This is a genomic window from Achromobacter animicus (assembly GCF_902859585.1).
GTDB classification, from domain to species: domain Bacteria; phylum Pseudomonadota; class Gammaproteobacteria; order Burkholderiales; family Burkholderiaceae_B; genus Achromobacter; species Achromobacter animicus.
Genome location: NZ_CADIJM010000001.1, coordinates 640,697 through 663,517, shown reverse-complemented (window position 1 = coordinate 663,517; position 22,821 = coordinate 640,697). Strand labels below are relative to the sequence as shown.

Here is a 22,821-nt window from a genome sequence, read left to right as displayed (position 1 = left end):
AATTCAGCGCAATGCGGACGACAACACTCGGATCGTTTCTTGAATTTGCGCTTCCGTATGCATACAGGAAATGAAAAACCTCAACCGCGCAGATTTCTCCGGCACCGCCGGATATAGGATCGGTTGCACGTTGATCCCTTGCTTGAACAATTCAGCCGACACCCGCGTCGCCTTCAACGAACTTCCCGTAATCGCCGGCACCACCGCCAACCCGGTACTCGTCCCGGTATCAATCCCCGCCGCCTTCGCCTGCTCCAGAAAAAACTTCCCCCGCGCCTGCAGCGTCGCAACGCGATCCGGCAGTTCCTTCATCCGCCGCAACGCCGCCAGTGACGCAGCCGCCACCGTCGGCGGCATCCCCACGCTATACAAAAACCCCGGCGCCAAAAACTTCAAATGCTCGACCAGCGCCGTTTCACCGGCGATATACCCGCCGCAGCCAGCCAGCGTCTTGCTCAGCGTCCCCATCCAGATATCGACGTCTTTGCCGTCCATACCGAAATGCTCACGGATGCCGTAGCCACGCGCGCCCATCACGCCGAGCGAATGCGCTTCATCCACCATCAGGAAGGCGCGATGGCGTTGTTTGACTTCAACGAAACGAGGCAGGTCGGGGTAATCCCCGTCCATGCTGTAGATGCCTTCCAGCACGATCAACACGCGTTCGAACTGGTGCCGTTGATCGCGCAGGATGGCGTCGAGCGCTTCCCAGTCGTTGTGGCGGAAGGGCAGTCGGCGGGCACCTGACAGCTGGATGCCCTGCAGGACGCTGTTGTGGATCAGTTCGTCGTGCAGCACGAGGTCGCGCGGGCCAAACAGGTAGCCGATCGTAGAAACGTTGGTGGCGTGGCCGCTGACGAAGGTGATCGCGTCGTCCACGCCGTAAAGCGCCGCCAGCTCGGCTTCCAGTTCGCGGTGCACGGGGCGTTCACCGGAGACCAGACGGCTGGCGGATACCGACGTGCCGTAGCGATCGATGGCGGCCTTGGCTGCGGCGATCACGGCCGGGTCGCCGGACATGTTCAGATAGTTGTAGCTGGCGTAGTTGATGTAGCCGTTGCCATCGATCTGCGTGCGCGCGCCGGCGGTGCCTTCGTGCAGTTTGAAGAAGGGGTTCTTCACGCCCAGGCGACTGGCGCCATCGTTGATGATGCGCAGTTGCTGATAGCCGGGATGCAGGTGGAACCGATAGTGTTCCTCAGGGATCTCGGCCTTCTTTTCGGCGGGACGCGCAAGCGCGTGCGCGCCGGGCTCGGCCGCCTGGCGAAGCTTGCGCTCCAGCGCCTGCTGGATGAGTCTGTCCTTGATGCCGGCGGCAAGGCCGGGCAGCTTCTTTACGGTGCTCACTTCAGTCCTACTGGATCATGCGTTGCTTGGAAAGGCTTCCGCTGAGTTTGATCTCGTCGACGAACGCCGTGACCGAGCTGGAAGTAACCTCCGCGGCGTGGCTCGCGACCACCTGTTGCACGCTGACGGTGACGGCGTCTGCAGCGTCGGCGTCGTGTTCGTCGCGCAAGAGGAGCACGAGCTTCTCGGCGAGTTTGGCCGGGGTGGGGCTTTCGCTCAGCGCCATGACGGGCAGGCGGATGCCGAAGCGGTTCTCCAGCGCGACCACCAGTTCCACGCCCATCAGCGAATCGAGGCCCAGGTCATAGACCGACCGGGTGGCTTCGATCTTGTCGGGCGCGACGCGCAGGATTTCCCCGATCTCTGCCTTGAGCATTTCGGTGAAGCGTTCGTGCAGGGCCTCGTCGTCGAGCGTCGCAAGCAATTGCGCGATGTCGTCCGCGCTGCCGTCGTCCTCGCCCGCATCGGCGCTGCGGCGGGCGATGTCCGAGAACTTGGGCAGGCCGGCCGAAGGAAGGAAGCGGCTCAATGCGCGCCAGTCCAGTTCCAGCACGCCCAGTCCGGATGCGTCGGACACCAGCATGGCCTCCAGCGCGTCCAGCGCGACGTGGGACGCGAGGGCGCCGCCGCCCATCCGGCTCTGTAGGGCGTCCTTGATTTTCTCGTTGCGGGCCAGGAAGCCGACATCGTCGATGGCGCCCCAGCGCACGCAGGTGGCGGGCAGGCCTTCGGCGCGGCGCTGCGCGGCCAGGCGTTCGAGCCAGGCGTTGGCGGCAACGTAGTTGCTCTGCCCCGGGTTGCCGAACAGGGTGGTGGCCGACGAGTAGAAGATGAACAGGTCCAGGGGCAGAGCACGCGTGAGGTCGTGCAGGTGCTGGGCGCCCAGCACTTTGGCGGCCAGGGTGCGTTGGATCTGTTCGGGCGTGGCGCTGCGGGCGAGGCCGTCGTCGATGACCACTGCGGCGTGGACCACGCCCTTGAGCGGCGGAAGCGTGACTGCGGTTTCCTGCAGCAGGCTGGCCAGCGCGGCGCGGTCGGTGACGTCGCAGGCGGCGGCGTGGACGCGTACGCCCTGGGCTTCGAATGCCGCGATGGCCGCCTGGGCGGTTTCGCTGGCGGGGCCGCTGCGGCTGATCAGGACAAGGTTGCGCGCGCCGCGCTCGGCCAGCCACTGCGCGGTTCGCAAGCCGAATCCGCCCAGTCCGCCCGTGACGAGATACGTGGCGTCGGCCGGCAGTGCCAAGCCGTCGGTGGCCGGCGCAACAGGACGATGCACGCCGCTGATGCCGTTGCGGTAGGTGACGACGATCTTGCCGATCTGTCGCGCCTGCTGCATGTAGCGGAAGGCGTCGACGATGTCGTTGGCGTCAAAGACGGTATAGGGCAGCGGGTGCAGTGCGCCCTGGCGGAACAGGGCCATCATCTCGCCGAACAGCCGCTGCGTGAGGTCGGGCCGCTCGTTCATCAATTGGTCGGCGTCGATGCCGAAGTAGCTGATGTTGTTGCGGAACGGACGCAGCCCGATGCGCGTGTTCTCGTAGAAATCGCGTTTGCCCAGTTCAAGGAAGCGGCCAAACGGCTTGAGCACGCGCAGGTTGCGGTTGATGGCTTCGCCGGCCAGGGAGTTCAAAACGACATCCACGCCGCGTCCGCCGGTGTCGGCCAGGATCTCGTCGGCGTAGGACAGGGAGCGCGAGTCGTAGATGTGACGCACGCCCAGCAGGCGCAGGAGGTCGCGTTTCTCGTCGGAGCCGGCGGTGGCGTAGATCTCGGCGCCCAGGCATTGGGCGAACTGGATGGCCGCGATGCCGACCCCGCCCGCGGCGCCGTGAATCAGGATCTTCTCGCCTTCTTCGAGGCGCGCCAGGTGCTGCAGCGCGTAGTAAACCGTGAAGAAGGTGCTGGGAATGGTGGCGGCGGCCTCGAACGAGAAGCCTTGGGGAATGTGCGAGATGGCGCTGGGACGGGTCAGCACGCGGTCGCCAAAGCTGGCGGGTCCGAAGCCCACCACAGCGTCGCCGACGCTGTAGCCCGAGGCATCGGGTCCGACGCGGGTGACCGTACCGGAGAATTCGAGGCCCAGGGTAGGGCCGGCAAAGCCGTTCTCGATCGCTTCGTCGGACAGCAGACCCAGCGCGTACATGACGTCGCGGAAGTTCAGGCCGGTGGCTTCGATGCGTACTTCGAGCTCGTCGCCGGTCGGGGCCGGCGCGGGGCACGATTCCCAGCGCAGGTTGCGCAGCTGACCCGGAAATTCGAAACCCAGGCGCACGGCTTGCGCGCCGGCGTCTCGTGCCGTTTGCGGAGCCGGACGCGCGGCGAGTCGCAGGCGCGGCACGTAGCGTTCGCCATCCGGCGCGAGGAGGATTTCGTCCTCATCATCCACGGACGTCAATTCCCGCGCCAGGGCGTCGGCCATCTGGCCGGCCTGGGCCAGCGGCACGTCGACCATGCGGATGCGGTAGTTCGACGCCTCGTTGGCAAGCGTGCGACCGTAGCCCCACAGCGAGGCGTCGTTCAGCGCGTGCATGCCAGCGGCTTGCGGCGCCTCGCGCAGGTATTGCGCGGCATCCGCCGTGATGAGCCAGACGGTGGCAGGCACCTGCGTGCGCTCGCACGCCTGGATGGTGGCGGCCGCCATCGCGCAGCGGCGCGTCTGCTTGGCAAGCAGCTCGTCTGGCGTTTCGTGCGCATCCGCCCAAGCGAGGCCGGCCAGGTGCACGACATGTGCCACCGGCGCGGACGCGTCGCCGGCAAGCAGGGCGTCAAGGGCATCAGGCGCAGCGTCGGTCACAAGGCGGACATGATGGCCGGCTGCACTGAGGCTGGCTTCCAGGGACTGCGCCAGGAAAGCGCCATGCTCGGGATTCCGGTCGGCCAGAATCAGCCAGCGCGCCGGCGTGGTGGCCGCAGGTTGCGGCGGGGCTGCGGCCAGGGCGGCGTCGAGGCGGGCGGTCAGCAGGTAAGCGCCGGTCGCGAGCGAATCCGTGAACCCCAGCGGCGCATCGCATTGCAGGCCGAGCGCCAGCAGCTCTTCTTGCCAGAAGCGGGCGGGTTGCTGCGTGGAAAGCTGTTCGCCTTGTTCGCTGGCCTGCCACCACTGGGGGTGGCCGCCGAAAACGAAGTCTGCCCACGTGGCAGGATGGGCGCCGCAGAACACCAGCTCGCCGCCCGCCCGCAGGCTGGCGCGAGCGTGCTTGAGTGCAGCGCGGGCGGCTTCAAGCGTGTCGAAGTCGCAGTGGAAGATAACCAGGTCGCAACGCGCAACGGTGGCATCGCCATCCTTGGCGATGCGCTCGATGCGGGCGTTGGGATAGCGCTCGGATTGCTGGTGGCCGACGTGGTCCAGCATGTCGACATCCGTCGAAGCAAAGCAGTAATCGGCCACATTGAAGTCGAGCGCGTCGCAGCAGCTGAAGTTGAACAGCGGCGCGGACTGGCCGACCTCCATGATGGCAAGGCGCTGGCCGGGCAGGCGTGCCGCCAGCGCCTGTTCGAGCACGGCGCGCAGCGCGAGTCCCAGGCGTTGACCGCTGGCGGCTCCCAGGAGGCTGCGCAGGATGGTGGCAGGGGTGGTGGCGCGCGGGCAGATCTGATCGACGGCCGCTTCGCCACGCAGCAGGGCAGGCAGGTGCAAGCCGACGCGTCCGACCGCGTGGACGATTTGCGCGTAGTCAGGATATTCGCGCAGCAGCGTGTTCCAGATGTCTGAAGCGGCGCCTTCGCCGTCATCGGCAGGCAGGTCGATGCCCGAGGCCCGCACGTCGATGTGACCAGCCGACGTCAGGCGGCCGATGACGTTCTGCAGCAGCGGCGCGGATTCCGGCGCGTGACGGCCTAGTTCGGTGATCAGCGCCTGCGGCACATGCTTGCCGTCGGGAGCGATGACGCGCAGCGCGTCCACTGCGAAGCTGTCGCACAGGCTTTCCAGCAGCGGATCGACTTCGTCCGCGTAGCGCGCATGCGCCCCGCCAGCCATGCATTCGGCAACGGCGCCTGCGAGCGCGGCGCGAAGGCCTTCGTGGCTGACCGGATTGGGGCCGAACGGGGCGTGTGGGCGCGGGATGGCGACCGTGTCAAGGAAGCTGAGGTGGTCGGCTGCCGCCTTGCGCAGGCGGATGCTGCGAAAGCGCGCCTGTTCGACGGCGGCGATCTGCACGCCTTCCGCGTTGTAGATCTCGAAGCTCGCGGTGAGCGAATGCGGGGCGCGGCGTTCCAGCCGCACGCGTGCAGCGGCGGGCTGGCCGGCGTTGGCGCGCAGGCTCAGACGGCCGATCTTGGACGGCACGTAGGCGATGCCCAGGCCCATCGCGGGGTCGTTCCGCAACAGCTGGATGATGAGCTGGAAGGTGCAGTCGAGCAGCGCCGGGTGCAGATGCGTGGCGTGCAGTTCCGTGGCCAGGGAGGCGTCGGGTTCAAGCACGGCGAGCGCACTGGTCCCGGATTCGATCCAGCCGTGGCTGACGGCGCGGAAAGCCGGACCGTAATCCAGCCCCACGGCGCGAGTCAGCGCAGTGTGGCTGTCGCCCGTAAAGTCGGGCACGCGATCGGGTAGCTTCAGTTCAGCCTGCGTCAGGCGGGTCAGGCGCGGTTCGCGCAGCAGGCGGCCACTGGCGTGCCTGACCCACGGTTCCGTACTGCCGGTGTCCTTCGCGTTGATGCGGAAACGGCCGTCGCTGTCGTCGAGATGCAGCCGCAGCAATTTGCTGGGCGCGGCGTTGAGCAGCAGCGGGGCGTGGATTTCCAGATCTTCGAGTTCGGCGCAGTCTGCGCTGCCGGCTTGCCACCGCAGCGCGGCGGCAAGGGCGATCTCCGCAAAACCGGTGCCAGGGAAAACGACCGCGTCGCCGACGACGTGGTCCGCCAGCGCGGGATGAGATTGCGTGTCGAGCTGGTTTTCCCAGCTGTGCTCATGCTGCGGCATGGCGTAACCCAGCAGCGGGTGCGCCAGGCGTCGCGCGAGCTGGCCCAGGGATTCCGAGGTGACCGGGTGCCAATGGCGTTCGCGTTGCCAGGGATAGGTCGGCAGGTCGACGAACGGGCCAACCCACGGAAAGAGCGACTGCAGGTCCAGTTGGCCGTCGCTGACAATGACTTGGCCGGCAGCGTTCCAGATCTTTTCCGGATCGTCGCCGCCGCGCGTGGCGGTGCTGAGGACACGGCCCTGCATGTCGGCAGTCTTGAGAGTGTCGTTCAAGTAGGACCGCAGCACCGGGTGCGGGCCGACTTCGACGTAGACGTTGCGGCCTTCGGCGGCCAGGACATTCGCGGCTTGCTCGAAGCGCACGGCCTCGCGCACGTTGCGCCACCAGTAGCCAGCGTTGAGTTCCGCGCCGTCCAGCAGCGTGCCGGTAACGGTGGAATAGAAGGGCACTTCGCCCGCGCGCGGCTGAATGTCTGCCAGCGCCTCGCGGATGCCGGCTTCGATGCTGTCCATGGCCGGGCTGTGAAAGGCGTAGTCCAGATCCAGGCGACGATGGAACAGGGATTGCGCGGCCAGCGCGGCTTCCAGGACGACAAGCGCATCCGGCGAACCGGCCAAGGTGGCGCCACGGCTGCTGTTGAAGCCGGCGACGCAGACGCTTGCGCCCAGGTTGTGCTGGGCGATCAGCGCCAGGGCTTCCTCGCCGCTGATGCCCACAGCCGTCATGCGGCCGAGTCCCCGGGTCTGACCTTGCAGGCGGCTGCGCTGGAAGATGACGTGGACGGCGTCGGCCAGGGTCAGCGCGCCACACGCCCACGCGGCGGCGACTTCACCGACGCTATGGCCGATGACGGCGCACGGCACGACGCCGCGCTGCGCCAGCATGCGGGTGATGCCCACCTGAAGCGCGAACAAGGCGGGTTGGGCGACTTCGGTGCGATCGTAGCGGTTGGATCCGTTCTCGCCGGCCAGTTCCTTGCGCAGCGAGAAATCGGCGTATGCGGAGAAGAGCGCGTCCACTTCATCGACGGCGGTGGCGAATACGGGATCGGCCAGCAGCCGACGCCCCATGTTGGTCCATTGCGAACCGTTGCCCGAATACACCAGCACCGGGCCGCTGGCCTCCGGTACGACACTGCCAGCAACGACGTGGGCGTTGGCTTCTCCGCTTTCCGCGAACTGCTGGAGCACGTCAGCCACGGCGTTGCACTGCGTGCCGAACACCACGGCGCGCTCGTTGTGCCAATCGCGGCGCATGGCGGCGTGGTAGGCCGCGTTGTAGAGGAACTTGGCTGGCTGGCCGCGCAGGGCCTCGGCCATGTCGGCGGCCGCGGCCCGCAACGCGGGGACGGATTTGCCCGACACCACGACCGGGATCGGGGCCGTCTTGGCCATCTTCCCTTCGGTGGCCGCGCCGCGCGGCGGGGCGCTTTCCAGGATCACGTGGGCGTTGGCGCCGCCGAAGCCGAACGAGTTCACGCCGACGATCAGTTTGCCGGCAGGCCGCAGCTTGCGGTTCTGGGTGACGACGTCCAAATTCCAATCCTGGAACTCGATCCTGGGATTGAGCGTCTTGATGCCGATGGTGGCGGGCACCTCGCGGTGGCGCAGCACGTACAGCGCCTTGACCAGCCCGGCGACGCCGGAGGCGGCCTCCAGGTGGCCGAGATTGCTTTTCACGGAGCCGATCGGCAACGGTGCGTCTTTGCTCCGTTGCTGGGCCAGGGCCAACCCGATGGCGCGGGTCTCGATCGGGTCACCGACTGCGGTGCCGGTGCCGTGCGCTTCCAGGTAGTCGATCTCGGCGGGCGAGATGCCAGCCTGCTCATAGGCCTGGCGCATCAGGGCCGCTTGCGCGTCGGCGCTGGGAACGGTCAGGCCAGATTTGCGGCCATCGGTATTGACGGCCGTTCCCGCGACTACCGCCAGGATGTTGTCGCCGTCGGCGATGGCCTGGTCGTAGTCCTTGAGCAGGAACATGCCGCCGCCTTCCGAACGGACGTAGCCGTCGCCCGAGGCGTCGAAAACGTTGCAGCGGCCGCGCGGGGACAGCATGGACGCCTTGGAGAACGTAATGAATCCGTAGGGATGCAGGTGCAGGCTGACGCCACCGGCCAGCGCCTGGCTGCATTCGCCCGATTGAATGGCACGGCACGCCTGATGAAAGGCGACCAGCGACGACGAACATGCGGTGTCCATCGCAATGCTGGGGCCTCGCAGGTCCAGGAAGTACGACAGGCGATTGGCGGCGATGCTGGCGGTGTTGCCGGTGGCCATCGACGCGTCGACGGCGCCCAGATCTTCGGCAATGCGATAGGCGTAATCCGAGCTGGCAATCCCGATGTAGACGCCACAGTCGGAACCGCGCAGTGTCGATGCGGGAACGCCTGCGTGCTCCACCGCTTCCCAGCTCATTTCCAGCAGCAGGCGCTGCTGCGGATCCATGAGCGCTGCCTCGCGCGGAGAAATGCCGAAGAATCCGGCATCGAATCCCGAGACGTCTCCGATGGAGCCGGCGGCGAAAGTGTAGGCGGTGCCGGGATGATCCTTTGCGGGATGCAGGTAGGCGTCCGCAGACCAACGATCCTCGTCGACTCGGGTAACCAGGTCGCGGCCTTCCAGCAGAGCAGGCCAATAACTGTCATTGGTGGTGCTGGGGAATCGGAACGACAGTCCGATAATGGCAACGCGCTTACGCATGCGGAGTCCTTCTGGGCCGACCGGAAGGCGGCGGGTGTTGAGCTGAATGCGATGGGTGTGAAGTCCGATTCAGCATGCTGAATCAGACTTATGACCGGCGTGTCCGCCGTACACGATCAGGGGGAATGGGATGGCCCGGGCCAGCGTTCAGGCGCGGGCAGTGGATCCCAGGATGAGCGGACAACTCCGGCCAGCGTGGGGAGGCAGGGTGACGATGCTTGCGCGCGCTCGGCGCAGATGGCGTCCAAGCGTAATGAGATTGCTCTGCATTTTCGTTTTTTTGTGGCGGCCTTGCCGGTATCGCGACCCTGCCTTCCGCGCTTCAATCAAAATGTAAGCGGGTTGGGGGCGTCGCAGCCGCCGTAACATTTAGATAAGGCGGCCATTTTACTATATGTGTCGGATTTGTCCGAATCCGTGTCGGTACGTGCGAATTACCCTGCACAGCATTAACTCGAAACGGCGCTTCTCGCGTACGAGTTATCAAGGCGCGACAGCTTACCAATCGGGCTGTAACGAAATTTGTTCTAAATCCATCAAAACGATTCACAGCGGGGCGGGAATGGCGATTGAGCAAGCAGTGCGGGCGCGAATTGGTTCGTTAATGTGTGAAGCGCCAAGTCGCATTATGTGACGACCTATTACCTGACCGCTGTGCGCGCCGAAATTGGGGCCGGTGAACACAGTGCCGCTACGTCCAGGAGGCGTGCGAAGGTGGCGCGCCGCCCGTCGCAATCAATCTACAGGTCGTACACCGGAATCGGCGGAATGCGTTTGGCCGGCGGCGGAATCCGCCACGACGCTCTGCGGCGCAGCGCGCCCAGCAGTTTCAGCCCCTGCGGCCAGTCATCCAGGCCGCTTTCCGCATTGATATGACCGGCCCCGGGCAGGACGACGACACGGCTTCCCCAGTCCGCCGCGAAGACGCGCGCGCGTTCCAGCGTGCAATAGGGATCGTTGTCGCTGGCAACCACCACGCTCTGGAAAGGCAGCGGCTGGCGCGAAATGGGCGCGAAGCCGCGCAGGCATTCGGGCATGTCGGCGCGTTCGACGTCGGCGGGTGCGACCAGCAGTGCGCCGGCGACCTTGGCGCGCAAGGGCACGGGCAGGGCCGCGCTGATCAGGCAGCCGAGGCTGTGCGCGACGAGCAGGACCGGGCTGCGGGCTTCGTCGACCTCGGCGGTCAGACGGGATATCCAATCGGCCGCGCGGGGATTTTCCCAGTCGTGCTGCTCGATGCGCCGGGCGTTGGGCAACAGGGCCTGCCACCGGGACTGCCAGTGGTCGGGGCCGGAGTTTTTCCAGCCCGGGACGATTATCGGTTGGAGTCTCATGCGGCACATGATGCCGCCGCCGTTTAGTAACTCAAACGAATTAATGGTCTTTTGCATATACGGCGTTCGGAATAAGGCCGGCGGTGCGAATCATGCCGCGGTGCAATAAAAAAACCCCGGAAAACCCTGCGCCAACCGGCCCAAAAGCCGCGAAATTTCAGTGTATGCTTGCCGGGCAAATGCACCGCCAACGGGCATGACATCTACGTTTCCGGCCGTCAGCCCGTTGATGGATCAACGATTAAAAGTCATTCGAGGAGTCCACTCATGAAGCCAGTTTTCCGTCTGACCCCGGTCATCGCAGCGCTGGGCGTCGCCGCTGGTTTGACGTTTGGCGCGGCCGCGCACGCGCAGACCATCAAGATCGGCGTCGTCGGCCCCACCACCGGCGCGGTCACGCAGTATGGCGATATGGTCCGTGAAGGGGTCGATACCGCGGTCGAGCGCATCAACGCCGCCGGCGGCATCAATGGCAAAAAGCTGGAAACCGTGGTCATCGACGACGGCTGCGAACCCAAGCAGGGTCCCAACGCTGCCAACCGCGTAGTGAACAGCAAGATCGGTTTCGTCGTGGGCCACGTGTGCTCGGGCGCCACCATTGCCGCCGCCGACATCTACAACAACGAAGGCGTGGTCATGGTGACCCCGTCGGCCACGTCGCCGGCACTGACCGACGGCAAGAACTACGAGTTCATCTTCCGCACCATTGGCCGTGACGACCAGCAAGGTCCCGCCGCCGCCAAGTTCATCCTCGACAAGATCAAGCCCAAGAAGGTCGCCGTGCTGCACGACAAGCAGTCGTACGGCCAGGGCATCGCCACCGCGGTCAAGAACGACCTGGAAAAGGGCGGCGTGGCCGTCGCCGTGTTCGAAGGCATCAACGCGGGTGACAGCGACTACTCGGCGGTCATCACCAAGCTCAAGAGCCAGGGCGTGGATTTCGTCTACTACGGCGGCTACCACCCCGAAATGGGCCTGTTGCTGCGCCAGGCGGCCGAGCAGGGCGTGAAGGCCAAGTGGATGGGTCCGGAAGGCACGGGCAACCCGGACATCAACGCCATCGCGGGCGACGCCGTCGAAGGCATGCTGCTGACGCTGCCGGCCGACTTCACGCAGAACGCCGCCAACGCCGACATCGTCAAGGCTTTCGAAGCCAAGAAGCGCAATCCCAGCGGCGCGTTCCAGATGACCGCCTACGCGGCCACGCAAGTCATCGCGGACGGCATCAAGGGCGCGGGCTCGGACGATCCCACCAAGGTGGCCAAGTACCTGCACGCCAATTCCTTCGACACGCCGATCGGCAAGGTGTCGTGGAACAAGCAGGGCGACCTGAACAACTTCCAATTCGACGTGTTCACCTGGCACAAGGACGGCTCCAAGACCGTCTACAAGTAAATCACTGCGCGGCGGGCCGTTCCAGGCCCGCTTCACGCGAACGAACGGCGGCGCGTGTCGGATGCAGCGCATCCGGCCACACGCATCAGGCGCTGCAAAAGAGAACCGGGCCGCAAGCGATCAGCTTGCGGCCCGGTTTGTTTTTGCGGGGCGCGGGGCAGGGGGCTGACGCCCCCGCCGCTCTACAGGCCTTGGACGCGGCGGCCGGTGTCGGCCTCGAACCAGTGCAGGGGATGGCGGCCGTCCGGGCCCACGTTGACCTGCATGCCGACCTTGGCGGACGACTCGGAAAGCTGGCGCGTCGTGCAGCGCACGACCAGCGTGCTCTTGCCGCAGCGGGCGTGCACGAGTTGCTCGGAACCCAACGTCTCGACCATTTCGACTTCGGCGGGAATGCCCTGGGTGTTCAGCAGCATGTGCTCGGGGCGCATGCCCATGATGATCTTGCGGCCGCGGACCTGCGAGGGAACCTGCAGCGGCGAGATCTCGAGCTGGTTGCCGTCGGCGGTCTGCACCGTGCCGTCGCCAGCGACCTGGACTTCCATCAGGTTCATCGGGGGCGAGCCGATGAAGCCGGCGACGAATGTCGAGGCGGGCTTTTCAAACACTTCCATCGGGGTGCCGATCTGCTCGGGAACGCCCTGATACATGACGATCATGCGGTGCGCCAGCGTCATGGCCTCGACCTGATCGTGCGTCACGTACAGGCTGGTCGTGCCCAGGCGGCGATGCAGCTTCATAATTTCCAGACGCATCGCCACGCGCAGCTTGGCGTCCAGGTTGGACAGCGGCTCGTCGAACAGAAACACCTTGGGTTCACGCACGATGGCGCGGCCCATCGCGACGCGCTGGCGCTGGCCGCCCGAAAGCGCGCGCGGACGGCGGTCCAGCAGGTGACCCAGTTCCAGGATCTGCGCGGCGATGTCGACGCGCTTCTTGATCTCGTCCTTGGAGAATTTGCGGATCTTCAAGCCATAGGCCATGTTCTCGAACACGGTCATGTGCGGGTAGAGCGCGTAGTTCTGGAACACCATGGCGATGTCGCGCTCGGCGGGTTCCAGGTTGTTGACGACCTTGTCGTCGATGACGATGTCGCCGCTGGTCACGGTTTCCAGGCCGGCGACCATGCGCATCAGCGTGGATTTGCCGCAGCCCGACGGGCCGACGATGACGATGAATTCACCGTCCTTGACGTCCATGTCGATTCCATGGATGACCGGCACGTTGCCGGCATAGGTTTTCTTGACGTTGCGGAAGCTGAGAGTAGCCATGAGATATTCGTGTTCGAAGTCGTTTTCGGTAGGCGAGGGATGGGAGCGATCACTTCTCAGTGTCGACCAGACCCTTGACGAACCATTTCTGCATCAGGATGACGACCAGCGCCGGCGGGATCATCGCGAGCATGGCGGTGGCCATGGTGATGTTCCATTCGGTCACGCTGTCGCCGCCGCTGATCATCCGCTTGATGCCGATGACGACGGGGTACATGTCTTCCTGCGTGGTGACCAGCAGGGGCCACAGATATTGGTTCCAGCCGTAGATGAACTGAATCACGAACAGCGCGGCGATGCTGGTTTTGGACAAGGGCAGCAGCACGTCAAAGAAGAAGCGCACGGGACCGGCGCCGTCGATACGCGCAGCCTCGATCAGCTCGTCCGGCACCGTCAGGAAGAACTGGCGGAACAGGAACGTGGCCGTGGCGGACGCGATCAGCGGCAGGGTGAGGCCCGCGTAGCTGTTGAGCAGGCCCAGATCGGCCACGACCTTGTAGGTGGGCGCAATGCGGACTTCGACCGGCAGCATGAGCGTGACGAAGATCATCCAGAAAAAGAACATGCGGCCCGGAAAGCGGAAGTACACGACCGCAAAAGCCGACAGCAGCGAGATCGCGATCTTGCCGATCGAGATTGCCAGCGCCATGATCAGGCTCACGTACATCATGCGGCCGACGGGCGCGCCCGACGAGCCGCCTGACGAACCGCCAAAAAGCGCCTGCATGTAGTTGTCCACGAAATGCGGACCGGGAATCAGGGACATCGGCGCCTGAGCAACTTCCTGCGCGGTCTGGGTGGACGCGACGAAAGTGACGTAAAGCGGAAATGCCACCATCGCCACGCCGCAAAGCAGAATGACGTGGGCCAGAATATCCAGCCAGGGACGGCGTTCAACCATTGTTATCAGCCTCGGACAAAATCAGTACTGCACTTTGCGGTCGACGTACCGGAACTGTACGACCGTCAAGGCAACCACAATGAACATCAGGACGACGGACTGGGCGGCGGACGAACCGAGGTCCAGACCGCGGAAGCCGTCGCTGTACACCTTGTAGACCAGGATCGAGGTCGCCGTGCCCGGACCGCCTTGCGTCGTCGTGTCGATCACGGCGAAGGTGTCGAAGAACGCGTAGATGATGTTGACCACCAGCAGGAAGAACGTAGTGGGCGACAGCAGCGGGAAGACGATGGTCCAGAAGCGGCGCGCGGGGCTGGCGCCGTCGATCGCGGCGGCTTCGATGAGCGAGCGCGGGATCGATTGCAGGCCGGCCAGGAAGAACAGGAAGTTGTACGAGACCTGCTTCCAGACGGCCGCGATGATCACCAGGGTCATCGCCTGGTTGCCGTCCAGGCGGGGATTCCAGTCCACGCCCGATTTGCGCAGGGCCACGGCCAGGATGCCGACCGACGGCGAGAACAGGAACAGCCACAGCACGCCGACGACGGCGGGCGCCACGGCATACGGCCAGATGAGCAGGGTCTTGTAGAGCCCGGCGCCGCGGATCACGCGGTCGGCCATCACGGCCAGCACCAGCGACACGCCAAGGCCAACGCCGGCCACCAGCACCGAGAAAACGGCGGTGACGCGGAAGGAATCCAGGTAGCTCTGTTGCGAGAACAGTTCCATGAAGTTGTCCAGGCCGACGAACTGCGAGGACAGGCCGAAGGGATCTTCAAGGCGCATGGACTGCCACATGGCTTGTCCGGCGGGCAGGAAGAAGAACACCACGGTAATGATCAGCTGCGGCAGGAGCAGCAGATAGGGCAAGGTCTTGTGCCCGAATACAACGCGTTTTTCCATAGGGGGAACCCAAGGTACAGAAAAGCGGCGGTTGAAATAACCGCCGCCTGAAACCGCCAGCGCGCGTGTCGCGCGTGGCGCCCGGAGCCCGAAAGCACCGGCACTCATAAAAAGCACGATAGGCTTAAAGCCCCTGAAAAACCAGGGCTTTAAGCCTCGTATGTCCTTGTCGCAACATGGAAAATGCCGATTGACAAGGCGGCGGTCAAGTCGCGCGAAAGGGCGTTACTTTACACTCTTCTCGAACTTTTCCAGCAGCTCGTTGCCGCGCTTGACGATGTTCTCGGCGCCGTCCTTGGGAGCAACCTTGCCCGAGACGATGCGTTCGATTTCAGCATCCTCGATTTCGCGGATCTGGGGCAGGAAGCCAAGACGCAGGCCGCGCGATTGGGCGGTGGTTTCGACGTTCAATTGCTTGACGCCAACTTCGGTGCCCGGGTTCTTGTCGTAGAAGCCTTCCTTCTTGGTCAGCTCGTAGGCGGCCTTCGTGACGGGCACGTAGCCGGTCTGCTGGTGCCAGCGGGCGGCGATTTCTGGGCTGGCCAGGAACTTGAAGAACGCGGTCACGCCCTTGTAGGTTTCGGGCTTCTTGTTGGCAAAGACCCACAGCGAAGCGCCGCCGATGATGGTGTTCTGCGGCGCGCCTTGCACGTCGGCGTAGTAGGGCAGCGTCGAGGTGCCGAATTCGAACTTGGCGTTCTTGGCGATGTTGGCGCGCAGGCCGGACGAACCGGTGATCATGGCGCACTTGCCGCTGATGAACAGCGAATTCGGCTCGTCGCCGCGGCCGCCGTACATGAAGATGCCTTCCTTGCCGAGCTTGGCCAGGTTTTCCAGGTGACGCACGTGCAGCGGGGTGTTGATGGCGATGCGCGCATCCAGGCCGCCGAAACCGTTGTCCTTGGTGGCGTACGGCACGTTGTGCCAGGCCGAGAAGGTCTCGAGCTGGGTCCACGACGGCCACGACGTGGTGTAGCCGCATTCCTGGCCAGCGGCCTTCAGCTTCTGGCCGGCGGCGGCCAGTTCTTCCCAGGTCTTGGGGGGATTGTCGGCGTCCAGGCCAGCCTTCTTGAAGGCGTCCTTGTTGTAGTAGAAGACGACGGTCGAGCTGTTGAACGGCATCGACACCAGCTTGCCGTCGGCCGACGAGTAGTAGCCGGCCACGGCGCCGATGAATTCCTTGGGATCGATCGGGTTGCCGGCTTCTTCGGACATCTGTTGCACCGGCTTGATGGCGCCCTTGGCGTACATCATGGTCGCGGTGCCGACTTCGAAGACCTGGAGGATGTCCGGCGCGTTGCCGGCGCGGAACGCGGCGATGCCGGCGTTCATGGATTCACCGTAGTTGCCCTTGTAGATGGCCTTGACCTGGTAGTCGGGGTTCTGCTTGTTGAATTCCTCGACCAGGCCGTTGACGCGGTCGCCCAGGGCGCCTTCCATCGAATGCCAGAACTGGATCTCGGTGGCTGCTTGCGCGGAAGCGCCGGCGAAAGCCGTCATGATGGCGGCAAAGGTCAGTGCAATACGATGGGATCGCATAAAGGGTTCTCCAGTTGGGCGTGTTGCGAACGGGTTGTCCGGCCGCATGAAACACGACACCTTATGAATTGTTTGTGACAAAACCGTGACTTTCACATCACTCCCTGCGCCTGTCAAATTGCGCGTTTCAGGCGCGAACGAACATTTCGCCGCGCTATCCGCAGGGAGCCGACCGTTTACAATCGCCGCCTATGGAAAACGAACTTTCGATTGCGTTCACCGGCGCGGGCAGACGGCCGCCTGCGACGGCCTCGCGCGCGGCTGCCAAAGTATGCGCCGTGCGGGGCGTTCATGTCATTGACATAAACGAGCAAGCGCGCGGTGCCGGGCAGGGCCGTGACACGGCCGGTGTGCGGGTTTGTGGCGCCCCGCGCGCGTATGCTGGCGGGCTGTTCGCCGGCGCGACACGGAACATGCAAGGTGTTGCGGCTTGGAGACGTCATTCGTCGCGCATTGACGGGCCGATGACGCGCATGGCGAGCGCCGGACGGGCGCGCGGCGCGGCCGAGGCGGGTCGCAAATGAAACCGTCCGCCGTGCGCTTTCCCGCCATGACGCGCCTGCAGTTCGGCATTTCGGTGCTGTGCATGCTGGCCGTCGTGGTGGGTTCCAATATCCTGGTCCAGGTGCCGCTCAATGACTGGCTGACATGGGGCGGGCTGTCGTATCCGGTGGCTTTCCTGGTCACCGATGTTCTCAACCGGCGTTTCGGCCCGGCCGCCGCCCGGCGCGTGGTGTGGTTTGGCTTTGCCGCCGCACTGGCGGTGTCGGTCTGGGTGGCGTCGCCGCGAATCGCGTTGGCGTCGGGGTTGGCTTATATATGTGCGCAGCTCGTCGACATCCAGGTGTTCGACCGCCTGCGCGACCAGCGCTGGTGGCGCGCGCCGCTGGCGTCGGGCGTGCTGGGCGCCATATTGGATACGGCGGTGTTCTTCAGCGTGGCATTCGCCGCCACCGGTGCCCCATGGGTGACTTGGATGCTGGGCGACCTGGCGATCAAGCTGGTCGTCAATATCAGCATGCTGGCGCCGTTCCGTGCGCTGATGTGGAATCTGGCAAAGCCTGCAAACGCCTAGCGGCGTTTTTGCACTTTGTCTGCGGCAAGGCCATGACTGCGCGCGTCCGATGCTGTTTTCAGCCGGACGCGCGTTTTTTTATATTGGGCGGCGGATTATCCGATGGGTGTGCAGTAAGTCCCGCGTAAGCACTGTATTTAAATGCGAGTTTAAACACCGTATTAATGCGTTTTCATATAAATCGGCCAACCATAAATCCCAGCAAAACGCCAGCAGAGATCACAGTCCAAATTACGATTTCTCCAACGAATTCACGGCACTGCGCGGCCTATCCGTCACGAATAAAAGCCCCGCGTGAAATATTGGGGATTACACGCAGTGACAGTATGACGGCTTGCTTTCAGAATACCGCCCACACCGTGTTTTTGCCCAAGAAGCCGGCGACGGGCAATGCGGACGTAGGGGTACTCTCCCGATAAACCGTGTTGGACAGAGCCGCTCAAAACCTCGCTGGAGAACTCCGCATGAAGTTTCTGAATCGCCTTACCCCGGTAGCCATGGCGCTTGGGGCACTTGCCTTGGCTGGCGCCGCGCACGCCGCCGACACGATCAAGATCGGCATTCCCCAGCCCATGACCGGTCCCAACACCCAATACGGCGACCAGATCCAGGCCGGCGCGCTGACCGCCATCGAGACCATCAACGCCAAGGGCGGCGTCAAGGGCAAGAAGCTCGAACCGATCCTGATCGACGACGGCTGCGAACCCAAGCAGGCCGTGCCCGCCGCCAACCGCGTGGTCAACTCCGGCGCCAAGTTCGCCGTGGCCCATGCGTGCTCGGGCGTCACGGTGGCCGCCGTGAAGGTCTACGAGGAAGAGGGCATCGTCGGCATCACCCCGGGCGCCACGTCGCCGCTGGTCACCGACACGATCAAGCCGCACTTCTTCTTCCGCACGATCGGCCGCGACGACCAGCAGGGTCCGTACGCCGCCGGCTACATCGCCAAGACCTTGAAGCCGCAGAAGGTTGCCGTGCTGCACGACAAGCAGACCTACGGCTCGGGCGTGGCCACGCAGGTCAAGGACGCGCTGGCCAAGGAAAAGGTCAACGTCGCGCTGTTTGAAGGCATCAACGTCGGCGACAGCGACTACTCGGCCATCATCACCAAACTGAAGTCCTCGGGCGTGGACCTGGTCTACTTCGGCGGCTACCACCCCGAGCTGGGCCTGCTGCTGCGCCAGGCGCGTGAACAGGGCCTGAAGGTCCAGTTCATGGGTCCGGAAGGTACGGCCAACCAGGATCTGGTGGCCATTGCCGGTCCGGCCATCGACGGCCTGCTGGTCACGCTGCCGGCCGACTTCACCAAGCTGCCGGGCAACGAAAGCATCGTCAAGGCCTTCAAGGACGCCAAGCGCGATCCGGACGGCGCCTTCCAGATGCCGGCCTACGCCGCGGTCCAGATCCTGGCGGACAGCATCAACGCTGTCGGCGAAGATCCGGCCAAGGTTGCCGACTACATGCACAAGACCACGTTCAATACGGGCATCGGCAAGGTCGAATACGATGCCAAGGGCGATCTGAAGGACTTTGAGTTCGCCGTCTATAAGTGGGACAAGGACGGAAAGAAGACCCAGCTGTAAACTCGCGATCCCGCCGGCGTGTTGCCGGCGTGTAGGGCCTGCTGTCTCCGTCTTGCCGAAATCCGCGTAGCGATGCGCCAAAAGCGCTGTGCGGCCGGCAAGGCGGCGCCGGCAGGCCCTTATAAAATACGCCCAGGTTTCCGGCTCCGGGTCTCACTACCGGAGCCGGAACTATTTGGAGCATTGGAATCATGTCCGACCTCATACCCCAACTTACCCAGCAATTCTTCAACGGATTGTCCCTGGGAGCGATCTACGCGCTGATTGCCATCGGCTACACAATGGTCTACGGCATCATCGGGATGATCAATTTCGCCCACGGCGAAATCTATATGATCGGCGCCTATGTGGGCCTGGTCACCTTGACGGCGATCGGCACCAACAGCGGATTGCCGACCCCGTTCATCATCGCGGCCATGCTGCTCGTGGCCATCACGGTTACCGGCATCTACGGCTTCTCGGTCGAACGCGTGGCGTATCGGCCGGTGCGCGGCAGCCCCCGTCTGGTGGCGCTGATCTCCGCCATCGGTATGTCGATCTTCCTGCAGAACTGGGTGGCCCTCGGCCAAGGCGCGCGCGACATGGCCGTGCCCTCGCTGGTGTCCGGCGCCATGCAGTTCCACATGGGCTCGGACTTCGATGTGACGGTGCCGTACTCGCGCCTGATGATCATCGTGGTGACGGTGGTGCTGATGATCGCGCTGACGCTGTTCATCAAGTATTCCCGCATGGGCCGCGCATCGCGCGCCTGCTCGCAGGACATGCACATGGCCAACCTGCTGGGCATCGACACCAACCGCGTGATCTCGTTCACGTTTGTGATGGGTGCGATCCTGGCGGCGGTCGGCGGTGTGCTGATCGCCATCACCATCGGCAAACTCAATCCCTTCATCGGCTTCCTGGCCGGCATCAAGGCCTTCACGGCGGCGGTGCTCGGCGGCATCGGCAGCATCCCCGGCGCCATGCTGGGCGGCGTGCTGCTGGGCCTGGCGGAAACCTTTGCGGCGGCCTACATATCGTCGCAGTACAAGGACATCGTGGCGTTCTCGCTGCTGGTCCTGATTCTGCTGTTCCGTCCCACCGGGCTGCTGGGCAAACCTGAGGTGGAAAAAGTCTGATGTCGACCAACAATCTCAAAAACGCCACGATGGCGGCCGTGCTGACGGCGGTCATCGTCACCCCGGTCTTCGGTCTGCAGCTCATCCGTCAGGGTGCGCGCACGTCGATGGAGTCGAACTGGTCGCTGGTGGCGCTGGCCGCGGCGGTGGTGTTCGTGTTCCAGCTGCTGCGTCCGTGGCTTGCCATTCCGTTCAAGAAGCTCAAGACCGGCCTGCCCACGCTGTCATCGGCGCCGGCCCGCAACCACAAGCCGCTGATGGTGCTGCTGCTTGCCATTGCGGTGATCTGGCCGTTCTTCGCGGGCCGCAGTTCGGTGGACATCGCCACGCTGGTGCTGATCTACGTGATGCTGGGCCTGGGCCTGAACATCGTGGTGGGCTTTGCCGGGCTGCTGGATCTGGGCTTCGTGGGCTTTTACGCCGTCGGCGCCTATACCTACGCGTTGCTCTATCACTGGGGCGGCTGGAGCTTCTGGGAAGCGCTGCCGTTTGCCGGCGCGATGTCGGCGCTGTTCGGATTCGTGCTGGGCTTTCCGGTGCTGCGGCTGCGCGGCGACTACCTGGCCATCGTGACGCTGGGCTTCGGTGAAATCATCCGCCTGCTGCTGATCAACCTGAACCAGGTCACCGGCGGTCCGGACGGCATTTCCGGAATTCCGAAGCCTACGTTCTTCGGCCTGGAAATGACGCGCCGTCCCAGTACCGAGGGCGGCACCACGTTCCATGAGTTCTTCGGGCTGACGTTCCAGAACCAGGACATGGTGATCTACCTGTACATGATGGCGCTGCTGCTTGCGCTGGTGACGCTGTTCGTGTCCACGCGCCTGATCCGCATGCCGGTCGGCCGCGCCTGGGAGGCGCTGCGCGAAGACGAGATCGCCTGCCGTTCGCTGGGCCTGAATCCCACCCGCATCAAGCTGTCCGCGTTCACGCTGGGCGCCATGTTCGCCGGCTTTGGCGGCGCGTTCTTCGCGGCGCGCCAGGGCATGGTGAATCCGGAGTCCTTCACGTTTATCGAGTCCGCGCTGATCCTGGCCATCGTGGTGCTGGGCGGCATGGGTTCGCAAGTCGGTGTGATCCTCGCTGCCATCCTGCTGACCGTGCTGCCCGAACTGGCGCGCGAGTTCGCCGAGTACCGGATGCTGATGTTCGGTCTGGTGATGGTATTGATGATGATGTGGCGTCCGCAGGGGTTGTTGCCCATGAAGCGTCCCCACGTGGAGCTGGCTAAATGAGCGAGGCATTGCTGAAAGTTTCCGGCCTGACCATGCGGTTCGGCGGCCTACTGGCCGTCGACAGCGTGGGTTTCGAGGTCATGTCCGACGAGGTCTTTGCCATCATCGGCCCGAACGGGGCGGGCAAGACCACCGTGTTCAACTGCGTGGGCGGCTTTTACGCGCCGACCGCCGGTGAAATCATCATGGACGGCAAGCCCATCACGGGTCTTGCCAGCCACAAGGTGGCGCGCCACGGGCTGGTGCGCACGTTCCAGAACGTGCGCCTGTTCAAGCAGCTGACGGTGCTGGAAAACCTGCTGGTCGCGCAGCATACGCAGGTGGAATCGCGCCTGCTGCCCGGCCTGCTCAAGACCCGCGGCTACCGCCAATCTGAATCCGAGGCGCTGTCGCGCGCGGCGCAGTGGCTGGATTTCATGGGCCTGCGCGAGTTCGCCAACCGTGAAGCCGGCAATCTGGCTTACGGCCACCAGCGGCGCCTGGAGATCGCGCGCTGCATGATCACCAAGCCGCGTCTGCTGATGCTGGACGAGCCCGCGGCCGGCCTGAATCCTCAGGAAAAGCGCGATCTGCAATCGCTCATCGACCAGCTTCGCCGCGAATTCGGCGTGGCCGTGCTGCTGATCGAGCACGACATGAGCCTGATCATGGGCATTTCGGACCGCATTCTGGTCATGGAACACGGCAAGCCCATCACGACCGGCACCCCCGAGCAGGTGCGCAACGACGAGCGCGTCATCAAGGCGTACCTGGGGGAGGAATGATGCTGAAGCTGGAAAACATACACACGTACTATGGCGCGATCCAGGCGTTGAACGGCGTGTCGGTGGACGTCAACCAGGGCGAGATCGTCACGCTGATCGGCGCCAACGGCGCGGGCAAGACGACGCTGCTGATGACCGTTTGCGGCAATCCCCGGGCGCGCGAAGGCAAGATCACGTTCGAAGGCGAGGACATCACGAACAAGGACACGCACCACATCATGCGCAGTGGCATCGCCATTTCGCCTGAAGGGCGGCGCGTGTTCAAGGACCTGACGGTCGCCGAGAACCTGATGATGGGCGGCTTCTTTTCCAAGCGCGACGAGATCGAGGCGGGGATTGACCACGTCTACGGTCTGTTCCCGCGTCTGAAGGAACGCGCCAGCCAGCGTGCGGGCCTGATGTCGGGCGGCGAACAGCAGATGCTGGCCATCGGCCGCGCGCTGATGACCCGGCCGCGCCTCTTGCTGCTGGACGAACCGACGCTGGGCCTGGCCCCGCTGGTGATCGCCCAGATCTTCGACATCATCCGCGAGATCCGGGAGCAGGGCGTGACCGTGTTCCTGGTCGAGCAGAATGCCAACAAGGCGCTGGGCGTGGCGGACCGCGGTTACGTGCTGGAAAACGGCCGCGTGGTCCTGCAGGACACCGGCGCCAACCTGCTGGTCAACGACAAGGTCCGCAAGGCGTACCTGGGCGGTTGACCTCTTCCCCGCGAAGGAAGTGGGCGCATCGAAA

The 22,821-nt window shown here is 64.3% G+C and carries 14 protein-coding genes; 7 read left to right on the top strand and 7 right to left on the bottom strand.

The annotated features are described in order from the left end of the window. Positions 1-3: 3 nt before the first annotated feature. The 3 genes from HV681_RS02980 to HV681_RS02970 all read right to left on the bottom strand — a co-directional run bounded on the left by HV681_RS02980 (position 4) and on the right by HV681_RS02970 (position 10,305). Complete coding sequence (locus HV681_RS02980; protein ID WP_175121636.1) at positions 4-1,347, bottom strand: aminotransferase class I/II-fold pyridoxal phosphate-dependent enzyme; 1,344 nt, start codon at positions 1,345-1,347, stop codon at positions 4-6. Positions 1,348-1,354: 7 nt separating this feature from the next. Further along, positions 1,355-8,971, bottom strand: coding sequence for a type I polyketide synthase (locus HV681_RS02975; RefSeq protein ID WP_175121635.1), 7,617 nt, complete (start codon positions 8,969-8,971; stop codon positions 1,355-1,357). A gap of 740 nt (positions 8,972-9,711) precedes the next feature. Continuing rightward, a complete protein-coding gene (locus tag HV681_RS02970; RefSeq protein WP_175121634.1) occupies positions 9,712-10,305 on the bottom strand; it encodes an RBBP9/YdeN family alpha/beta hydrolase in 594 nt (197 codons plus the stop codon). Between the two features lie 267 nt (positions 10,306-10,572). Between HV681_RS02970 and HV681_RS02965 the strand changes: the two genes are divergently transcribed. Further along, positions 10,573-11,700: a branched-chain amino acid ABC transporter substrate-binding protein gene (locus HV681_RS02965; RefSeq protein ID WP_175121633.1), complete on the top strand. Its 1,128-nt coding sequence runs from the start codon at positions 10,573-10,575 to the stop codon at positions 11,698-11,700. A gap of 182 nt (positions 11,701-11,882) precedes the next feature. Here HV681_RS02965 and HV681_RS02960 read toward each other — a convergent pair whose 3' ends face one another. From HV681_RS02960 to ugpB, 4 genes are all read right to left on the bottom strand, one after another. Then, positions 11,883-12,971, bottom strand: coding sequence for a sn-glycerol-3-phosphate import ATP-binding protein UgpC (locus HV681_RS02960; protein ID WP_175121632.1), 1,089 nt, complete (start codon positions 12,969-12,971; stop codon positions 11,883-11,885). 49 nt (positions 12,972-13,020) lie between these two features. Continuing rightward, positions 13,021-13,872: a sn-glycerol-3-phosphate ABC transporter permease UgpE gene (gene ugpE / locus HV681_RS02955; RefSeq protein WP_175121631.1), complete on the bottom strand. Its 852-nt coding sequence runs from the start codon at positions 13,870-13,872 to the stop codon at positions 13,021-13,023. 21 nt (positions 13,873-13,893) lie between these two features. Further along, positions 13,894-14,775, bottom strand: a complete 882-nt coding sequence (gene ugpA, locus HV681_RS02950) for a sn-glycerol-3-phosphate ABC transporter permease UgpA (RefSeq protein WP_175121630.1) — start codon at positions 14,773-14,775, stop codon at positions 13,894-13,896. Positions 14,776-15,000: 225 nt separating this feature from the next. Continuing rightward, on the bottom strand, positions 15,001-16,314 hold the full coding sequence (gene ugpB, locus HV681_RS02945; protein WP_175121629.1) for a sn-glycerol-3-phosphate ABC transporter substrate-binding protein UgpB: 1,314 nt from the start codon (positions 16,312-16,314) through the stop codon (positions 15,001-15,003). Positions 16,315-16,834: 520 nt separating this feature from the next. Between ugpB and HV681_RS02940 the strand changes: the two genes are divergently transcribed. The 6 genes from HV681_RS02940 (at position 16,835) to HV681_RS02915 (ending at position 22,787) form a co-directional block, all read left to right on the top strand. Then, positions 16,835-17,389: a queuosine precursor transporter gene (locus tag HV681_RS02940; RefSeq protein ID WP_175121628.1), complete on the top strand. Its 555-nt coding sequence runs from the start codon at positions 16,835-16,837 to the stop codon at positions 17,387-17,389. A gap of 464 nt (positions 17,390-17,853) precedes the next feature. Then, positions 17,854-18,969, top strand: a complete 1,116-nt coding sequence (locus HV681_RS02935) for a high-affinity branched-chain amino acid ABC transporter substrate-binding protein (protein WP_105238831.1) — start codon at positions 17,854-17,856, stop codon at positions 18,967-18,969. A gap of 191 nt (positions 18,970-19,160) precedes the next feature. Then, positions 19,161-20,087 carry a high-affinity branched-chain amino acid ABC transporter permease LivH gene (gene livH, locus HV681_RS02930; protein ID WP_175121627.1) on the top strand — a complete coding sequence of 309 codons (927 nt, stop codon included), beginning with the start codon at positions 19,161-19,163 and terminating at the stop codon, positions 20,085-20,087. Next, positions 20,087-21,322, top strand: a complete 1,236-nt coding sequence (locus tag HV681_RS02925) for a high-affinity branched-chain amino acid ABC transporter permease LivM (protein WP_175121626.1) — start codon at positions 20,087-20,089, stop codon at positions 21,320-21,322. Before livH ends, HV681_RS02925 begins: the two co-directional genes overlap by 1 nt. Continuing rightward, on the top strand, positions 21,319-22,086 hold the full coding sequence (gene livG, locus HV681_RS02920; RefSeq protein ID WP_175121625.1) for a high-affinity branched-chain amino acid ABC transporter ATP-binding protein LivG: 768 nt from the start codon (positions 21,319-21,321) through the stop codon (positions 22,084-22,086). Before HV681_RS02925 ends, livG begins: the two co-directional genes overlap by 4 nt. Continuing rightward, the gene (locus HV681_RS02915) at positions 22,086-22,787 is read left to right on the top strand and encodes an ABC transporter ATP-binding protein (protein WP_175122001.1); all 702 of its coding nucleotides are present in this window, start codon (positions 22,086-22,088) and stop codon (positions 22,785-22,787) included. The genes livG and HV681_RS02915 overlap by 1 nt, the downstream gene beginning before the upstream one ends. Positions 22,788-22,821 lie beyond the last annotated feature (34 nt).